Origin of the sequence: Nocardia transvalensis (assembly GCF_015477765.1) — a bacterium.
GTDB lineage: Bacteria > Actinomycetota > Actinomycetes > Mycobacteriales > Mycobacteriaceae > Nocardia > Nocardia transvalensis_A.
In genome coordinates this window covers 846111-863853 of record NZ_JADLQQ010000001.1, presented here as the reverse complement: position 1 = coordinate 863853, position 17743 = coordinate 846111, and the positions used below count along the sequence as shown (strand labels likewise).

Below are 17743 nucleotides of genomic sequence, written 5' to 3'. Positions count from 1 at the left end.
AGATCCGCACCCACGGTGTGACGGGTCGGCTTCCGTACCGGACAATGGTCTCGTTCCGGAGCGGCAGGCCCTCCGCACCGGAATGTTCGCACGGCCGTAACACGCTAGGCAGCCGTGCTCGATTGACCTAGGGTGGCGCTGCTACAGCGCGGGAAATGCGACAACAGGCAGGGTGAGGACACGTGGTGCGGGTGGTCGGGCGGTACGCGACTCCGGAAGTGAAGACGGTATGACCCGCCCGGCACGAGTACGACCGACCCGTACCCGCCGACCGCGCGTCACGACTCTGCCGCAGCTCATGGCCACCGCGGTGGAGGCCGATCCGAGCGGTATCGCCGTCGTCTTCGCCGACGCCACGGCCACGCTGGCCGAGCTGACCTATGCCGAATTGGATGAACGATCAACCCGGCTGGCGCGGTTGCTGATCGATCGCGGAATCGGTCCGGAGGACCTCGTCGCCATCGGTATCCCCAGGTCACTGGATTCGGTGGTCGCGGTGTGGGCGGTCGCGAAGACCGGTGCGGGATTCGTGCCCGTGGATCCGAACTACCCCGCCGAGCGGGTCGCGCACATGGTGGCCGATGCCCGCGCGGTGGTGGGCCTGACGGTGGCCGAGGTGCGCGCCGACCTGCCCGACGAGGTCGAGTGGCTGCCCCTCGACACCGCCGAATTCACCCGCAGGCTGGAGGAATTCCCGGCCGATCCGGTCACCTACGCGGATCGGTTGCGGCCGTTGCGTGCCGAGCATCCGGCGTATGTCATCTACACCTCGGGGTCGACCGGTAAGCCCAAGGGCGTCGTGGTCACGCAGGCCGGGTTGTCGAGCTTCTGCGATGAGCAGCGGGAGCGGTATCGGGTCGACGGTCAGTCGCGGACTTTGCATTTCGCGTCGCCGTCGTTCGACGCGTCGGTGCTGGAGTTGTTGTTGGCGATCGGCGGGGCGGCGACCATGGTGGTGGCCGCGCCGACAGTGTTCGGCGGCGACGAGTTGGCGGCTCTGCTGGCCCGCGAAGGTGTCACCCACGCGTTCATCACTCCTGCCGCCTTGGCGTCGGTGGATCCGACCGGCCTGGACGAGCTGCGTGTGGTGGTGGCCGGTGGTGAAGCCTGCCCGCCGGAGTTGGTGCGCCGCTGGGTGATTCCGGTCGCGACGGGTACCCGTGAGTTCTACAACGGTTACGGTCCGACCGAGACCACGATCATGACCAATATCAGCGCGCCGCTGGTGCCGGGGCAACCGGTCACCATCGGCCCGCCGATCCGCGCCATCACCGAATACGTCCTCGACGAGCGGCTCGCCCCGGTGCCCACCGGGGCCGTCGGTGAGCTGTACATCAGCGGCGCACAGGTGGCGCGGGGCTACCACGCGCGGCCATCGCTGACCGCGTCCCGTTTCGTCGCCAACCCCTTCGGGGATGCGTCGGCGGGTGGCTCTCGTCTGTACCGCACCGGCGACCTGGTGCGCCTGACGGCGGACGGCGACCTGGAATATCTGGGCCGCAACGATTTCCAGGTGAAGATCCGGGGTTTCCGGATCGAGCTGGGTGAGATCGACGCGGTGCTGGCCGCGCACGAGTCCGTCGATTTCGCGGTCACCGTCGGTCACGCCCTCGACACCGGCGCCACGATTCTCGTCTCCTACGTGCACGCCGCGCCCGGCGCGGTCGTCGACACCGCGGAACTCACCGCGGCGGCCGAACAGAGCCTGCCCGCGCACATGGTGCCGACCACCATCATGGTGCTCGACGAGATCCCGCTGACCCCCGTCGGGAAGCTGGACCGCGTCGCCCTGCCCGCCCCGATCCTGCAGGGCAGGCAATTCCGCGCCCCGTCCGGCCCGCTGGAAGAGCTGGTGGCGGGCGTCTTCACCGAACTGCTCGAGCCGCCGACACCGGTCGGCGCCGACGACGACTTCTTCGAACTGGGCGGCAACTCGCTGATCGCGACCCAGGTCGCGGCGCGGCTGGGCGCGCTGATCTCCGCCCGAGTGCCGGCGCGGCTGTTGTTCGAGGCACCCACCGTGGCCGCGCTGGCCGAACGGCTGGAACCGGTCAAGGGCGAGGGCGGCCGATTGCCGCTCGCGCCGATGCCGCGGCCCGAGCACATCCCGCTGTCGCTGGCCCAGCAGCGGATGTGGTTCCTCAACCAGTTCGATCCGGCCTCGGCGGCGAACAATATTCCGTTCGCCATCCGGCTCACCGGCTATCTCGACGTCGACGCGCTCGCCGCGGCGATCGTGGACGTGATCGAACGGCACGAGACCCTGCGCACCGTCTACCCGGCGGTGGACGGCACCGGTTACCAGGTGATTCTGCCTGTGGAGCAGGCGATCCCGGACCTGTCGCCGCAGCCGATGACCGAGGACGAGATCGAGGGCTGGCTGACCGAGTACGCCCTCGACGGATTCGATGTGGCCGCCGAGATCCCGCTGCGGATCGGTGTGGCCGAGCTGGCGCCCGACGACCACGTGATCGCCGTCGTGGTGCACCATATCGCCGCCGACGGCGCCTCGGTCGCGCCGTTCATGCGAGATCTGCTGGTGGCCTTCCTGGCTCGCCGCAACGGGGCCATGCCCGCGTGGGCGCCGCTGCCGGTGCAGTACGCCGACTACGCGCTGTGGCAGCGGGTGGTGCTCGGTGACGAGTCGGACCCGCAATCGGTGGCGGCGGCGCAAATCGCTTATTGGCGTGCGGCTTTGGAGGGCATCCCGGACCGGCTGGATCTTCCGGCCGATCGGCCGCGGCCCGCGGTGGCGTCCGGACACGGTGCCGAGTACGCCTTCTCGGTCGATGCCGAGTTGCACGGCAGGCTCGAGGATCTCGCGCAGCGCGCGGGTGGGTCGCTGTTCATGGTGGTGCATGCTGCTTTCGCGGCACTGCTGGCGAGGTTGTCGGGGACCGACGATATCGCCATCGGCACTCCCGTGGCCGGACGCGGCGAGCGTGAATTGGACGGGCTCATCGGCATGTTCGTCAACACGCTGGTGTTGCGGACACGAATCGACTCGGGCCAATCGTTCACCGATCTGCTCACCCAGGTGAAAGAGGCCGATCTGGCGGCGTTTTCGCATGCGGAGTTGCCGTTCGAGCGGTTGGTCGAGGTGTTGGATCCGGTGCGGTCGCAGGCGCATCATCCGTTGTTTCAGGTGGCGTTGTTCTTCCAGAACATGGATAGGCCGCGGCTGGAACTGCCCGGATTGACTGCTTCGGCTGTGGAGTTCGATGGTGCTGTTGCGAAGTTCGATCTGCAGTTGACGGTGGTGCCGCGGGAGGACGGCGGTGTGCCGGGGGGTTTCTCGGCGTTGTTCACGTATGCGGTCGATCTTTTCGATGAGGTCACGATCGCGGGCTTCGCCGACCGGCTGGTGCGCATGCTCGAGGCCGTCACCGCCGAGCCCGCCCTCCCGGTGGGCGATATCGACCTGCTGCGTCCCGACGAGCGCGTACAGATCCTCTACGACTGGAACGACACCGGCTATCCGGTCGAGCCGGAGCTGCTGCTCGACGGGTACCGGCGCGCGGTCGACCAGTACCCGGACGCGGTCGCGATCGCCTACGAGGGCGAAACCCTCACCTACGCCGAGTTCGACGCCCGAGTGAACCAGCTGGCCAGGCTGCTGATTTCGCGGGACGTCGGTCCGGAGACCCTGGTGGGCCTGGCGATTCGGCGGTCGCTGGATCTGGTGGTCGGCATGTACGCGATCGTTGCGGCGGGTGGGGCGTATGTGCCGTTGGATCCGGATCATCCGGTCGAGCGCATTGCCCACATCCTCGACACCGCCCGCCCGATCGTCGTGGTCAGCACGGTCGCCGATTCGGTTGCGCTGCCGTACGGCACGCCGGTGCTGCGGCTGGACACCATGGACCTCGGCGGCTTCGATCCCAGCCCCATCCGGCCCGCGGAACTGCGGAGCCCGCTGCGGCCCGAGCATCCCGCCTACGTCATCTTCACCTCCGGCTCGACCGGGCGCCCCAAGGGCGTGGCCGTTTCGCATGCGGCCATTCACAACCAGATCACCTGGATGTTGGCCGCCTACCCGCTGGGCACGGGTGATGTGTACCTGCAGAAGACCGCGACGACGTTCGATGTGTCGCTGTGGGGGTACTTCATGCCGTTGCGGACCGGTGCGAAGCTGGTCGTGGCCACGCACGACGGCCACCGGGATCCGATCTACGTCGCGGAAACCATTGCGGCGCAGGGTGTAACGGTCACCGATTTCGTGCCGTCCATGCTCACCATCTTCGCCGCACACACCGCACCGGGCGCCTGCCCGACCCTGCAGGACGTGCTGGTGATCGGCGAGGCGCTGCCGCCGGAGACCGTCGACGCCTTCCATCGCGTGTCGCCCGCCCGGGTCCACAACCTGTACGGGCCGACCGAGGCCGCGGTGTCGGTGACCTACTGGCCCGCATGGGGCGAGGACCGGCCGACCGTGCCGATCGGCCTGCCGCAGTGGAACACCCAGGTGTATGTGCTGGACGGCCGCCTGCGGCCGGTGCCCGCCGGTGTCCCGGGGGAGCTGTATCTGGCCGGTGATCAGCTGGCGCGCGGATATGTGCGGCGGCCGGATCTGACGGCGGATCGGTTCGTGGCCAACCCCTTCGGGGACGGCACCCGCATGTATCGCACGGGTGATCTGGTGGTCTGGCGTGCCGCCGCCGGTGATCTGCCCGCCCGCCTGGATTACCTCGGCCGCACCGATTTCCAGGTGAAGTTCCGCGGTCAGCGAATCGAGCTGGGGGAGATCGAGACCGCGCTGCTGGCGCAACCCGTGGTCAGCCAGGCCGTGGCGCTGGTGGCGTCCTCGTCGCTGGGTGACCAGCTGGTCGCCTACGTCGTTGCGGCGCCGGGCAAGCAGATCGATACCGACCGGCTGCGTGTCGCGGTGTCGAATACCCTTCCGGCCTATATGGTTCCGGCCACCATTGTGGTCCTGGACGCCTTTCCGCTCAATGCCAGCGGCAAGCTCGACCGCAAGGCACTGCCCGAGCCGACCTTCGCCAGCCGCGAATTCCGCGCTCCCGCAACACCGGTCGAGGAGATCGTGGCCGAGATCTTCGGCGAGGTGCTCGGCCTGGACCGCGTCGGCGCCGACGACGACTTCTTCGCCCTCGGCGGTAATTCACTGGTCGCCACGCAGGTGGTGGCGCGGCTGGGTGCGGCCCTCGGCGGTCGCGTGCCGGTGCGGGCGCTGTTCGAGACACCGACGGTGAGCGGGCTGGCCGCGGCCGTGGAATCCGAGGTGCACGCCGCGCCGTCGGTCGAGCTCGGCGCCCTCGTGCGGCCGGAGCGGCTGCCGCTGTCGCTGGCGCAGCAGCGGATGTGGTTCCTCAACCGCTTCGACCAGGCCGACGGCACGCACACGCCCGGATCGGCCGCCTACAACCTGCCGTTTGCGCTGCGCCTCACCGGCAGCCTGGACGTGGAATCGCTGTCCGACGCGCTCGACGACGTGGTCGCCCGGCACGAGGTCCTGCGCACGATCTATCCGGAAACCGCGGACGGGCCGGTGCAGGTGGTGCTACCGGCCGACACCCGGCTGGGAGTCGCGCCTGAACCGATCGCCTCGGATCGGGTGGCGTCGGCGGTCTACGAGCTGGCCGCGACACCGTTCGATGTGACGGCCGAGGTGCCGCTGCGGGTGCGGCTGTTCCAGATCTCGGATCTGGCACCGGGTTCCCGCCGCGAGTACGTGCTCGCCGTTGTGGTCCACCACATTGCCGCCGACGGGTCGTCGATGGGGCCGCTGGTGCGCGATGTGATGACCGCGTACGCGGCGCGGACATCCGGCAATGCCCCCGGGTGGGAACCGCTGCGCGTGCAGTATGCCGATTACGCGCTGTGGCAGCGGGCCGTCCTGGGCGACGAATCCGATCCGGATTCCATTGCGGCCCAGCAGATCGCGTATTGGCGGCAGGAGTTGGCCGATCTTCCCGACCTGCTCGAGTTGCCCACCGATCGGCCGCGGCCACCTGTCGCCTCACTCGCCGGTGCGCGCGTGGGCATCGACATCGATGCCGAGACTCACGCGGGGCTGGTGGAACTCGCGCATGCGCATGGTGCCACGGTGTTCATGGTGGTGCACACCGCGCTTGCGGTGTTGTTGGCGCGGTTGTCGGGGTCCGATGACATTGCGATCGGTACGCCTGTGGCGGGCCGGGGCGAGGCCGAGCTCGATGATTTGATCGGCATGTTCGTGAATACGGTGGTGTTCCGTACGCGGCTGGATCGTGGGGAGTCGTTCGCGGATCTGCTGGTGCGGCAGCGGGAGACGGATCTGCGGGCGTTTGCGCATGCGGATGTTCCGTTCGAGCGTTTGGTGGAGGTGTTGAATCCGCCGCGGTCGACGGCGCATCATCCGTTGTTCCAGGTGGGCTTGTCGTTCCAGAATCTGGCTCGTACCGCGCTGGAGTTGCCGGGGCTGAGCGTGGCCGGTGTGGATGCTGATCTGGATGTGTCGCAGTTCGATCTGCATCTGATCGTCGCCGATGCCTATGCCGAGGACGGCGGTGCTGCGGGCATCGGTGGATTCTTCACCTATGCCACCGACCTTTTCGACGCCGCCACGGTGGAAGGTTTCGCGGAACGGCTGTCGCACTTGCTCGCCGCGGTGGTCACCGACGCCACCACGGCGGTCGGCGATATCGACATCCTCGCCGCCGACGAGCGCCAGCGGGCGATCCTCGACCGCAACGACACCGCGCACCCGGTCGACGACACCGCGACCCTGGTGACCCTGCTGGACCGGACGGTCGCCTCGACACCCGACGCGGTGGCCCTGGTCGCCGACCTGCCCGACAGCGAGAGCGGGCGCCTCGAACTCACCTACGCCGAACTCGATGCCCGGGTCAATCGCCTTGCCCGCCACCTGATTTCGCTCGGTGTCGGCCCCGAGTCGCGGGTGGCGCTGGCCCTGCGGCGGTCGGCGGAGCTCGTCGTCGCCATGTACGCGGTGGCGAAGGCCGGTGGCGCGTATGTGCCGCTCGATCCCGATCAGCCCGCCGAACGAACCCGCTACATCCTCGACACTGCCGACCCGGTGTGCGTGCTGACAACCTCGGACATCGCCGACGCCCCGACCGCCTCGACGGCATCCGGAACCTCGGCTTCCTCCGACAGTGTCACCTCGGCTGTCTCCGTCACCTTGGTGAACGCCGAAACCGGGACGCTGGACTGGCGCGGACGTCGGGACTCGATTCCCACGCTGGCCGATTCGACCGGGAACTCCCTCGGCCCCCGGAAGCGGGCCGTCGCCGAGTCGATGTTCGGCCCGGCCGCCTCGGTGGTGCGGATCGATGCACTGGATCTTTCGGACTACCCGGCCGATCCGGTGCACGACACGGAACGTGCGGCGCCGCTGCGTGATTCGAATACCGCCTACGTGATCTTCACGTCGGGATCGACCGGCCGCCCCAAGGGCGTGGCCGTACCGCACACCGCGATCGTCAACCAGCTGCTCTGGAAGACGGCCGAATTCGGGCTGACCTCATCCGATTCCACCTTGTTGAAGACCGCGGCCACCTTCGACCTGTCGGTCTGGGAATTCTGGTCCGCCGCCGTCTGCGGCGGCCGCTTGGTCATCGCCACCGCCGACGGCCATCGAGATCCGGTGTATCTCAATACCCTCATGGCCCGCGAGGCCGTGACCACCCTGCATGTGGTGCCGTCGATGCTGGATGCGCTCCTGGCGGTCGACCCCTCGAAACCGGCCGAATCCGGTCTCGCCGCGCTCCGCCGAGTGCTGGCCATCGGCGAGGCGCTCCCCGGTGCGCTGGCCCACCGTTTCCGCACCACTCACCCGAAGGTGGCGCTGTTCAACCTGTACGGCCCCACCGAGGCCGCGGTATCCATCACCTCCCATGAGGTGACCGACGCCGACCAGGTCTCGGTGCCGATCGGCAGCCCGGAGTGGAACAGCCAGGCCTACGTCCTGGATTCCCGCCTCCACCCGGTCCCCGACGGCGTTCCGGGCGAACTGTATCTAGCAGGCACCCAATTGGCCCGCGGCTACTTCGCCCGCCCGGACCTGACCGCCGACCGTTTCGTGGCAAACCCCTTCGCCCCCGGCCAGCGCATGTACCGCACCGGCGACCTGGCCGCGTGGACCGCCGACGGCGAATTGGAATACCGCGGCCGCACCGACTTCCAGGTGAAGATCCGCGGTTTCCGCATCGAACTCGGTGAAATCGAGTCCGCCCTGCTCGCGCTGCCGGGGGTCGCTCAGGTAGCGGTCTTGGCCAAGCGGGACGCCCGCACGGGTGATCGTCTGGTCGCCTATCTCGTCCCCGCCACCGTCGATCTCGATGTTCCCCGCGTGAAGTCGGCTCTGGCGCAGGCGTTGCCGTCCTATATGGTCCCGTCGTCCTTTGTCGTCCTCGAGGCGCTGCCGTTGAATGTCAACGGCAAGCTGGACCGGAAGGCGTTGCCGGAGCCGGAATTCGAGTCGACGGCGTTCCGAGCCCCTTCGACACCCGTCGAGGAGATCGTCGCGAACACCTTTGCCGAGGTCCTGGGTGTGGACCGGGTGGGTGCGGACGACGATTTCTTCGCCCTCGGCGGTAACTCGTTGCTGGCGACGCAGGTCGCCGCCCGCATCGGTGCGGCCATGGACACCCGCGTCGGCGTGCGCACGCTGTTCGAGGCGCCGACCGTGGCGGCGCTCGCGGTGAAGGTCGAACGCGGTAGCGACGAACGCACCCGGACCCCGCTGACCGCGGGCCCGCGTCCGGAGCGCATCCCGCTGTCGTTCGCGCAGCAGCGGATGTGGTTCCTCAACCAATTCGATACGGCCGCAGCGGTCTACAACATCCCGGCCGCCATCCGGCTGTCGGGCACCCTCGACGTGTCCGCCCTGCACGAGGCCGTCGCCGATCTCGTTGCCCGGCACGAGATCCTGCGCACGATCTATCCCGAGACGGCCGAAGGCCCGGTGCAGCAGGTGTTGTCGCCCGCCGAGGTCCCGATCGACCTGGCGCCCACCGCGATCGGAGAGGAACGCGTCGCCCACGAGGTCGGCCGCCTGGTCGCCACCGGCTTCGACGTCACCACCGAGATCCCGTTCCGGATTCGCCTGTTCCAGCTCGGCGCCACCGAATTCGTGCTGGTCTTCGTCGCCCATCACATCGCCGCAGACGGCTGGTCGATGGGTCCGCTGACCCGCGATCTGATGCTCGCCTATGTCGCCCGCTCCGGCGGTGTGGCACCGGCCTGGGCGCCGCTACCGCTGCAGTATGCGGATTACGCGCTGTGGCAGCGGGAGGTCCTCGGCGACGAGAACGATCCGTCCTCGATCGCCGGGGCCCAGTTGTCCTACTGGACAACCGAACTCGCCGACCTACCCGACGAGATCACGCTGCCTGCCGACCGCCCGCGCCCGCTCGCGCAATCCTTCGCCGGCGGCAAGACCGACTTCGTGGTCGACGCCGAGGTGCACGGCGCCCTGGCCGAACTCGCCCGCCGTAACAACGCGACGCTGTTCATGGTCGTGCACACCGCCCTGGCGGTATTCCTGGCGCGCATGTCGGGCACCGACGACATCGCGATCGGCACCCCGATCGCGGGCCGCGGCGAGGCCGAACTCGACGATCTGATCGGCATGTTCGTCAACACCCTGGTGCTGCGCAGCCGCGTCGAGGCCGGGCTGTCGTTCACCGAGCTGCTGGCCGCCAATCGGGAAACCGATCTGCGCGCCTTCGCCCACGCCGACATCCCGTTCGAACGGCTGGTGGAGGCGCTGGATCCAGAACGTTCGGCCGCGCGGCATCCGCTGTTCCAGGTGGCGCTGTCGTTCGAGAATCTGGCCGCCACCAGCTTCGAACTGCCGGGTCTGAGCTTCACCGCCCTCGACCCGGCCGCCGACACCGCCAAATTCGATCTGCTGCTGACCATGCGCGAACAGCGCACCGCCGACGGTGCGGAAGCCGGGTTGGCGGCCGAATTCACCTACGCCCGAGATCTTTTCGACGCGTCCACCGTCGAGCGCCTGAGTCTCCAGTTCCGTCGCCTCCTGGCCGCTGTCGCCGCCGCCCCCACCACCGCGGTCGGTGACCTGGAGATTCTCGACGACTCCGAGCGCGCCGACCTGGTGCACCGGACCGGCGCCCCCGCGGCGCCGCCGCGCACCCTGCCGGAGCTGATGGCCGACGCGGTGGCCGCCAATCCGGACGGCCCGGCCGTGGTCATCAACGGCCGCAGCTACACCTACACCCAGCTCGACCTCGCCTCCTCGAAACTGGCCCGCCGGCTCATCGAACTCGGCGCCGGACCGGATGTGCTGGTGGCCGTGGCCATTCCGCGCTCGATCGAGGCGGTCGTCACGCTGTGGTCGGTCACCAAGGCCGGTGCCGCATTCGTACCGGTCGATCCGACCTATCCGGCCGACCGCATCGCCCACATGGTCGCCGATTCGCGGGCATCGCTGGGCGTGACGCTCCGCTCGGTGGTCGCGGACCTGCCCGAGGTGTCCGGCGGCTGGATCGTGCTCGACACACCGGAATTCGCCTACGACGTCGACGCGCTGTCGGGCGAACCGATTTCCGACGACGAACGCCTCGGCGTGCTGCGGCCCGCCAACGCCGCCTACGTCATCTACACCTCCGGCTCCACCGGACTGCCCAAGGGCGTCGTGGTCACCCACGCCGGTCTGGCCAACTTCAGCGCCGAACAGGTCGAACGCTATCGCCTCGACCACACGTCGCGGGCGCTGGCCTTCGCCTCCCCGTCGTTCGACGCCTCGATGCTGGAGCTGCTGCTCGCCATCGGCGCGGGCGGCACGCTGGTGCTGGTGCCGCCGCGCACCTTCGGCGGCGAGGAACTGTCGGATCTGATCCGGCGCGAGGGCGCCACCCACGCCTTCATCACCCCGTCGGTGCTGGCCTCGCTCGACCCGGATGCGCTCATCGACATGCAGGTGATCGTCGCCGGCGGCGAAGCCGTCCCCGCCGACCTGGTCGCGAAATGGGGTGGCGCGCAAGACGGTTCGGGGCGCCGCTTCCACAACGGGTACGGCCCGACCGAGACCACCATCATGACCAATATCAGCGATCCGCTGACGCCGGGCGACGCGGTCACCATCGGCGGCCCGATCCGCGGTATGCGGGCGCTGATCCTGGATGCGCGGCTGCGGCCGGTGCCCGAAGGCGTCGCGGGCGAACTGTATCTGGGCGGCATCCAGCTGGCCCGCGGCTACCACGACCGCCCCGGCCTCACCGCGGCCCGGTTCGTCGCCGATCCTTACGGCGAGCCGGGGGAGCGGTTGTACCGGACCGGCGACGTGGTGCGCTGGCGGCGCGGCGAGGCAGTCGTGGAGTATGTGGGCCGCAACGACTTCCAGGTCAAGGTGCGCGGGTTCCGGATCGAACTGGGCGAGATCGACAGCGCGCTCACCGCGCAGCCGGGGGTGGACTTCGCCGTCACCGTCGGCCGGGACACCGACACGGGCGCAACGATTCTGGTGTCGTATGTGCGTCCGGCCGCGGGCGCGACGCTCGATACCGCCGCGCTCACCGCGGAATTGGCCCGCACGCTGCCGGAATACATGGTGCCCACCGCGATCGTCGTGCTGGAGGAGATCCCGCTGACCCCGGTCGGCAAGCTCGATCGCAAGGCGCTGCCCGCACCGGTGCTGGAGACGAAGGACTACCGGGCGCCGCAGTCCGCGGCCGAACAGACCGTCGCCGAGGTCATCGGCGAGGTGCTCGGCATCGACCGGGTCGGCCTGGACGACGACTTCTTCGCGCTGGGTGGCGACAGCATCGTGTCCATCCAGGTGGTGTCGCGGGCCCGGGCACGCGGCGTGCACTTCACCCCGCGCGACGTCTTCGAATCCCGCACGGTCGAGGCGCTGGCCCGCGCCGCGACGGTGGAGACGGCACCGGCCGAACAGGTCCCCGCGGGACCGTTGCCGCTGCCCCCGATGGCCGCCCGTCTGCTGTGCATCGACCCATCCGCTCGCGACATCCGAGCCATCGCCCTCGACATCCCGAGCGACTGCGCACCGGATCGAGTGCGTGCGGCCGTCCAGTCGGTGCTCGACCGCCACCCGATGCTGTCGGCCCATCTGGAAACCGTCGAGGTGCCCGCGGATGCCGACAAGGCGACCGTAGCGAGCAGCGAGGGCTCGGGGGTCGATGCCGGCGCGGCAACCGCGACCGGGCCGGACAGCGAGGATTTCGCGGTTGCGCACGCTCCCACCCAGTTCCTCCCGGTGCACGGTGGTTCCACCACGGCGTCGGCGGGCACCGACGAGGACGATTTCGCGGTTGCCCATGCGCCGACGCAATTCTTGCCGGTGCCGAACGCCGTGAGCCGACTCCGCGATGCCGCCGAAGAGGACGAGGCCTCCGCCGCCTCTGCCGTAGCGGACGCTCGCACGCAATTCCTGCCGGTGGCGGGCGCGATCAACGGCGACGGCGTCATCATGCCCTCGGCGACCGCTGTGGATGACGATTCCGACTTCTCTCTCGACTGGTCGGAGGCCAAGACCCAGATCCTGCCCGTCGTCACGGACACCAGCACCCGGCTGCTGCCCGTCGCATCGGTGCCGCAGCGCGCCGTGCCCGCCGCGGCTGCGCCGACCGGTGGTACGAACCCCGAAGTGCGCCTGGTGATTCCGGACGAACCGGCACGGGCTCTGGTGCGGCAGTTCGTGCCCGCCCCGGACACCGCCGAGGTCGCGCTGCGCGCCCTGACCGCCGAACTCGACCCGTTCGCAGGCCGCAATATCGGCTTCGCCCTCATCGCGCCGACCGAGCCGGACGGTGCGGACGACATCCCGACCAGCCTCGTCGTGGTCGCCAACGGCGTGCTCGTCGACGACGCCTCCTGGCGCATCATCGTCGACGAACTGTCGGCGGCGTGGTCCGGCGGCCATGCCACGCGGGCCGCGGTCGACGCGGGCCCGGTCGGCGTGGCCCGGGCGTTGGCGGCCCGCGCGGCCGACGACGCCACCGTCGCCGAATTGGCCTGGTGGCAGCGACATCTGGCCGGCGTCCCCGCCGAAACACCGATCGACGGCGCGGACCTGACGCACCGCGGCCGGGTGTCGCTGGTCATCACCGCCGAGGGCGCCACGGCGGTGGGCGCGGTCGCCGACGCCTACCACGCCACCATCGAGGACATCCTCCTCACGGCCTTCGCGCTGGCGTCGGAGCCGTCGATGCGGGGTTCGGCCGCCGAACTGCTCGGCCCGGTGGTGCAGCTGGCCGCCGACGGCCGGAGCGTGGCGGGACCCGAATCCGATGCCACCGTGGGCGGTTTCACCGCCACCTTCCCGCTGGTGCTCGACCTCGACGGCGTCGACCTCGACGATGCCCTCGTCGGCGGTCCCGCGGCCGGTCGCGCCATCGCCCAGGTCAAGGAGCTGCGTCGGGCGGTGCCCGATCACGGCGTCGGGTACGGTCTGCTGCGCTATCTGAATTCGGCCACCGCCGACGCCCTGGCGGCGCTGGCACACGGCCGGGCCGCACTGCGCTACCGCGACCTGCGTCCGGCCCACGCCTATCCCGACACCCCGGCCGCCGACCTGGTGCTGGACATCACCGTCGACGCCACCGAGGACGGCCTGCTGGCCCGCTTCGACTACGCCGCCTCGGTTCTCGATGTCGAACAGGTGAAAGAGATTGCCGGGCACTGGGTTCGGGCGCTGGGCGGACTGGCCGAACACGGCACGCATCCGGATGCGGGCGGATTCACCCCGTCCGACTTCCCGCTGCTGCGGCTGTCGCAGGCCGATATCGATCGTCTCCACCGGACCTACCCGACCCTGGCCGACGCCTGGCCGGTGACGCCGCTGCAGTCGGGCATGCTGTTCCACGCCCTGCTCGCCGACGCCTCGGTCGACGTCTACACCACGCAGTTCACCCTCGATCTGAACGGTGCGGTGGACGAGCGGCGACTGCGCGATGCCGCCCAGGCGGTCCTCGATCGCCACGACAATCTGCGGGTCGCCTTCGCCGAGGACACCGAGGGGAATCCGGTTCAGGTGGTCCTCGATCCGGTCGAGGTGCCCTGGCGCAGTATCGATCTCACCCATCTGGAGCCGGACGTCGCGCGGGCCGAGGCGGCGCGATTCGAGGCCGCCGACTACGCCGACCGCTTCGATATGCGCACCGCGCCGCTGCTGCGGTTCGCGCTGATCCGCACCGCGCCCGAGGCCTGGCGATTGCTGGTGACCAGCCACCACATCCTCATCGACGGCTGGTCCATGCCGCTGCTGATGCAGGATCTGCTCACCCTGTACGCGCTGGGACCGCGGTCGCGGCACCTGCCGGAGGTCCGCTCCTACGGCGACTATCTGGCCTGGCTGGTGGCGCAGGATCCGGCGGCCGCGCGCGCCGCCTGGCGGGACGCGCTGGCCGGTATCGACGAGCCGACCCCGCTGGCTCCGGTCGATCCCGGCCGCGAAATCTCCGCGGGCGTGGGCGAAGTCGGCTTCGAGCTGTCGGTGGCCGACACCACCGCGCTGACCCGGCTGGCGTCGCGCCTGGGCGTCACGGTGAACACCGTGGTGCAGGCGGCGTGGGGCATGCTCATCGGCCGCAGCGTCGACCGCGACGACGTGGTGTTCGGCGCCACGGTCTCCGGTCGTCCGCCGCAGCTGCCGGGGGTGGAGACGATGGTGGGCCTGTTCCTCAATGCCATTCCCGTGCGGGTGCGCCTGAACGCCACCGACACCCTGGCCGGGCTGCTGCGTCAGCTGCAGGCCGAACAGGCGGATCTGCTCGATCACCACTACCTGGGCCTGAGCGATATCCAGGAAACCGTCGGCGTGGAGGGCCTTTTCGACTCCCTGGTCGTGTTCGAATCCTTCCCGGTCGACCGCGAGGGCCTGGACCGGGCCAGCGCGATCGACGGCATGCACGTCACCGGCGTGGGCTCGGTCAACGGCACCCACTATCCGGTGACCGTGATGGTGGTGCTGGACAACCAGCTGCGGGTATCGCTGAAGTACCTGCGCGACGTCTTCGACGAAAACACCGCACACGCACTGGCGCAGCGGCTTTCGGCACTCATCGGGCGCTTCACAGCCACCCCGCAGGCCCGTGTCGCCGAGGTGGATGCGCTGCTGGCCGGCGAACGCGCCGAACTGTCCGCCTACAACGCCACCGATCTTCCGGAGCTGCTCGACGACGCCACCCTGCTGACGCTGTTCGACGCCCAGGTCGCCCGCACCCCGCAGGCGCCCGCGGTGCACTTCGGCGACATCACGCTCAGCTATCGCGAACTCGACGCCCGCTCCCGGGCCCTGGCCGAGGCCTTGATCGCCCGCGGCGTGGCGCCGGAGGCCCTGGTGGCCGTGGCGATGCGGCGCTCGATCGACCTCGTCGTCGCCATCTACGCGGTCCTGCGCGCGGGCGGCGGCTACGTGCCGGTCGATCCGGACCATCCGACCGACCGCAACGAGTTCGTCCTCACCAACGCGAAGCCGGTGTGCGTGCTGACGACCAGCCGCGACGGTTTCGAAACCGCTACGGGCACAACGGTGATCGAGGTGGATGCGCTCGCTCCTCTCGCGAGGTCCGGAATGACGGCACCCGCCCGCGTACGCCCCGACACCATCGCCTACGTGATCCACACCTCCGGCTCCACCGGCCGCCCCAAGGGGGTGGCGATCACGCACCGGCAGATGGCCAACCAGTTCCGGTGGGCGCAGCGCATCCATCCGCACGACACCGGCGACGTGGTGCTGCACAAGACCCCGATCACCTTCGACATCTCCACCTGGGAGCTGTTCTGGCCCTTGCAGACCGGTGCCGCGATCGTGGTCGCCGAACCCGACGGCCACCGCGACCCGGCCTACCTGTCGCGACTGATCGAGCAGAAGTCGGTCAGCACGGTGCATTTCGTGCCCTCGATGCTGGATGCCTTCCTCGATCCGGCCGCCAATCCTGCTGTGAACCAGGGCCTCCCGTCGCTGCGGCGGGTGTTCGCGGCGGGTGAGGCGCTGTCGGGTGACACCGCGGCGGCGTTCGCCGCGCTGCTCGAACACGCCGAACTGGTGAACTGGTACGGCCCGGCCGAGGCGACGGTGGTCACCTACCATCCGGTGCGCGGCGCGGTCGCCGGTGCGGTGCCGATCGGTGTGCCGGTGGCCAACACCCGCGTGCATGTCCTGGATCGGCAGCTGCGGCCGGTGCCGCCGGGCGCGCCGGGCGAACTGTATGTCGCCGGTGTGCAATTGGCGCGCGGATATCTCGGTGCCCCGGCGCTCACGGCGGAACGTTTCGTGGCGCATCAGAACGGGGAACGCCTGTACCGCACCGGCGATATCGTCCGCTGGCGCGACGGCGTGCTGGAATACCTGGGCCGCAGCGACTTCCAGGTCAAGCTGCGCGGGCAGCGGATCGAGCTCGGCGAGATCGAAGCCGTGCTCGCCGACCACGATTCGGTCCGTCACGCGGTGGTCTCGCTGGTGCGCGGCAACTCCGGTGATCGCCTGGTCGCCCATGTCGTCCCGCACCCGGGAGCGACCATCGATGAGGCCGATCTGCTCGACCGTGCACGAGGGTCGCTGCCCGGCTACATGATTCCGGCCGCGGTCGTGGTGCTGGCCGAGCTGCCGCTCAATGCCAGCGGGAAACTCGACCGCAAGGCGCTGCCGGTGCCGCAGTTCTCCGGCCGCCCCTACCGCGCCCCGTCCACTCCGCTGGAGCAGACCGTCGCCGAGGTGTTCACCGAGGTGCTCGGCGTCGACCGCGTCGGCCTGAACGACGACTTCTTCGACCTCGGCGGCAACTCGCTGATCGCGACCCGCGCGGTCAGCCGGTTGCGCGCGGTCATCGGCGCCGAGGTGCGGGTGCAGTGGTTCTTCACCGGTGCCACGGTCGCGGCGCTGTCGCAGCGCATCCTCGCCGCCCTGGCCTCCGAGCACGATTTCGATCAGGATTCCGATGCCGCGCTCGGGGTGCTGCTGCCGATTCGCGCCGACGGCGACGGCGAGCCGCTGTTCTGCATCCATCCGATGTACGGCCTGTCCTGGTGCTATTCCGGTCTGGCCCGCTACGTCGAGGACCGGCCCATCGTGGGCCTGCAGTCGCCCGCGCTGTCGGAGGACGGCTACCTGCCGGGGTCGCTCGAGGAGATGGCCGCCCGCTACGTCGCCGAAATTCGTGCGGTGCAGCCGCACAGCCCCTACCGGCTGCTCGGCTGGTCTCTCGGTGGTGTGCTCGCCCATGCCGTCGCCACCGCGCTGCAGGCCGACGGGGAACAGGTCGCGCTGCTGGCCATGCTCGACAGCCATCCCGATATCGATGTCACCGACTTCCGGGCCGCGATCCGCGAAGCCCTGGCCGAGATCGGCATCGGGGCCGAGGCACTGGTCGGCGACGGCGACATCCACGAGCTCAGCGACGAGGCGGTGGCCGCGCTGCATGCCACGATCCCGGCGGATATGGCCGTGCTCACCCCCGACCGGGTGCGCCGCATCTATCGCAGCGCGGTGCGCTCGGCCGAACTGATCGCCGAGTATCGGCCCGCTGTGTTCCGGGGACGGCTCGACTACTTCAGCGCCCAGGGCCACGAGGCCGCGGCGCAGAACTGGCGCGACCACATCGACGGCGATATCGCCGACCATCCGGTCGGCGCGAGCCACGATCAGATGACCTCACCGGAGGCGTTCGCCGAACTCGGCCCGCAGCTGGCACGCCTGCTGGCCACCGAGTCGGCGCGCACAGCCGATGGCATGATGGGGCGAGCGTCACGTAACAGCGGGCATTGGTCAGACGACTAGACAGACCGTAGGGTC

General features: G+C 69.6%; 1 protein-coding gene. It reads left to right on the top strand.

What is annotated here, in order from left to right; genetic code table 11:
- Positions 1 to 172: 172 nt before the first annotated feature.
- Positions 173 to 17728: an amino acid adenylation domain-containing protein gene (locus IU452_RS03800; protein ID WP_416382266.1), complete on the top strand. Its 17556-nt coding sequence runs from the start codon at positions 173 to 175 to the stop codon at positions 17726 to 17728.
- The last annotated feature ends 15 nt before the right edge of the window (positions 17729 to 17743 follow it).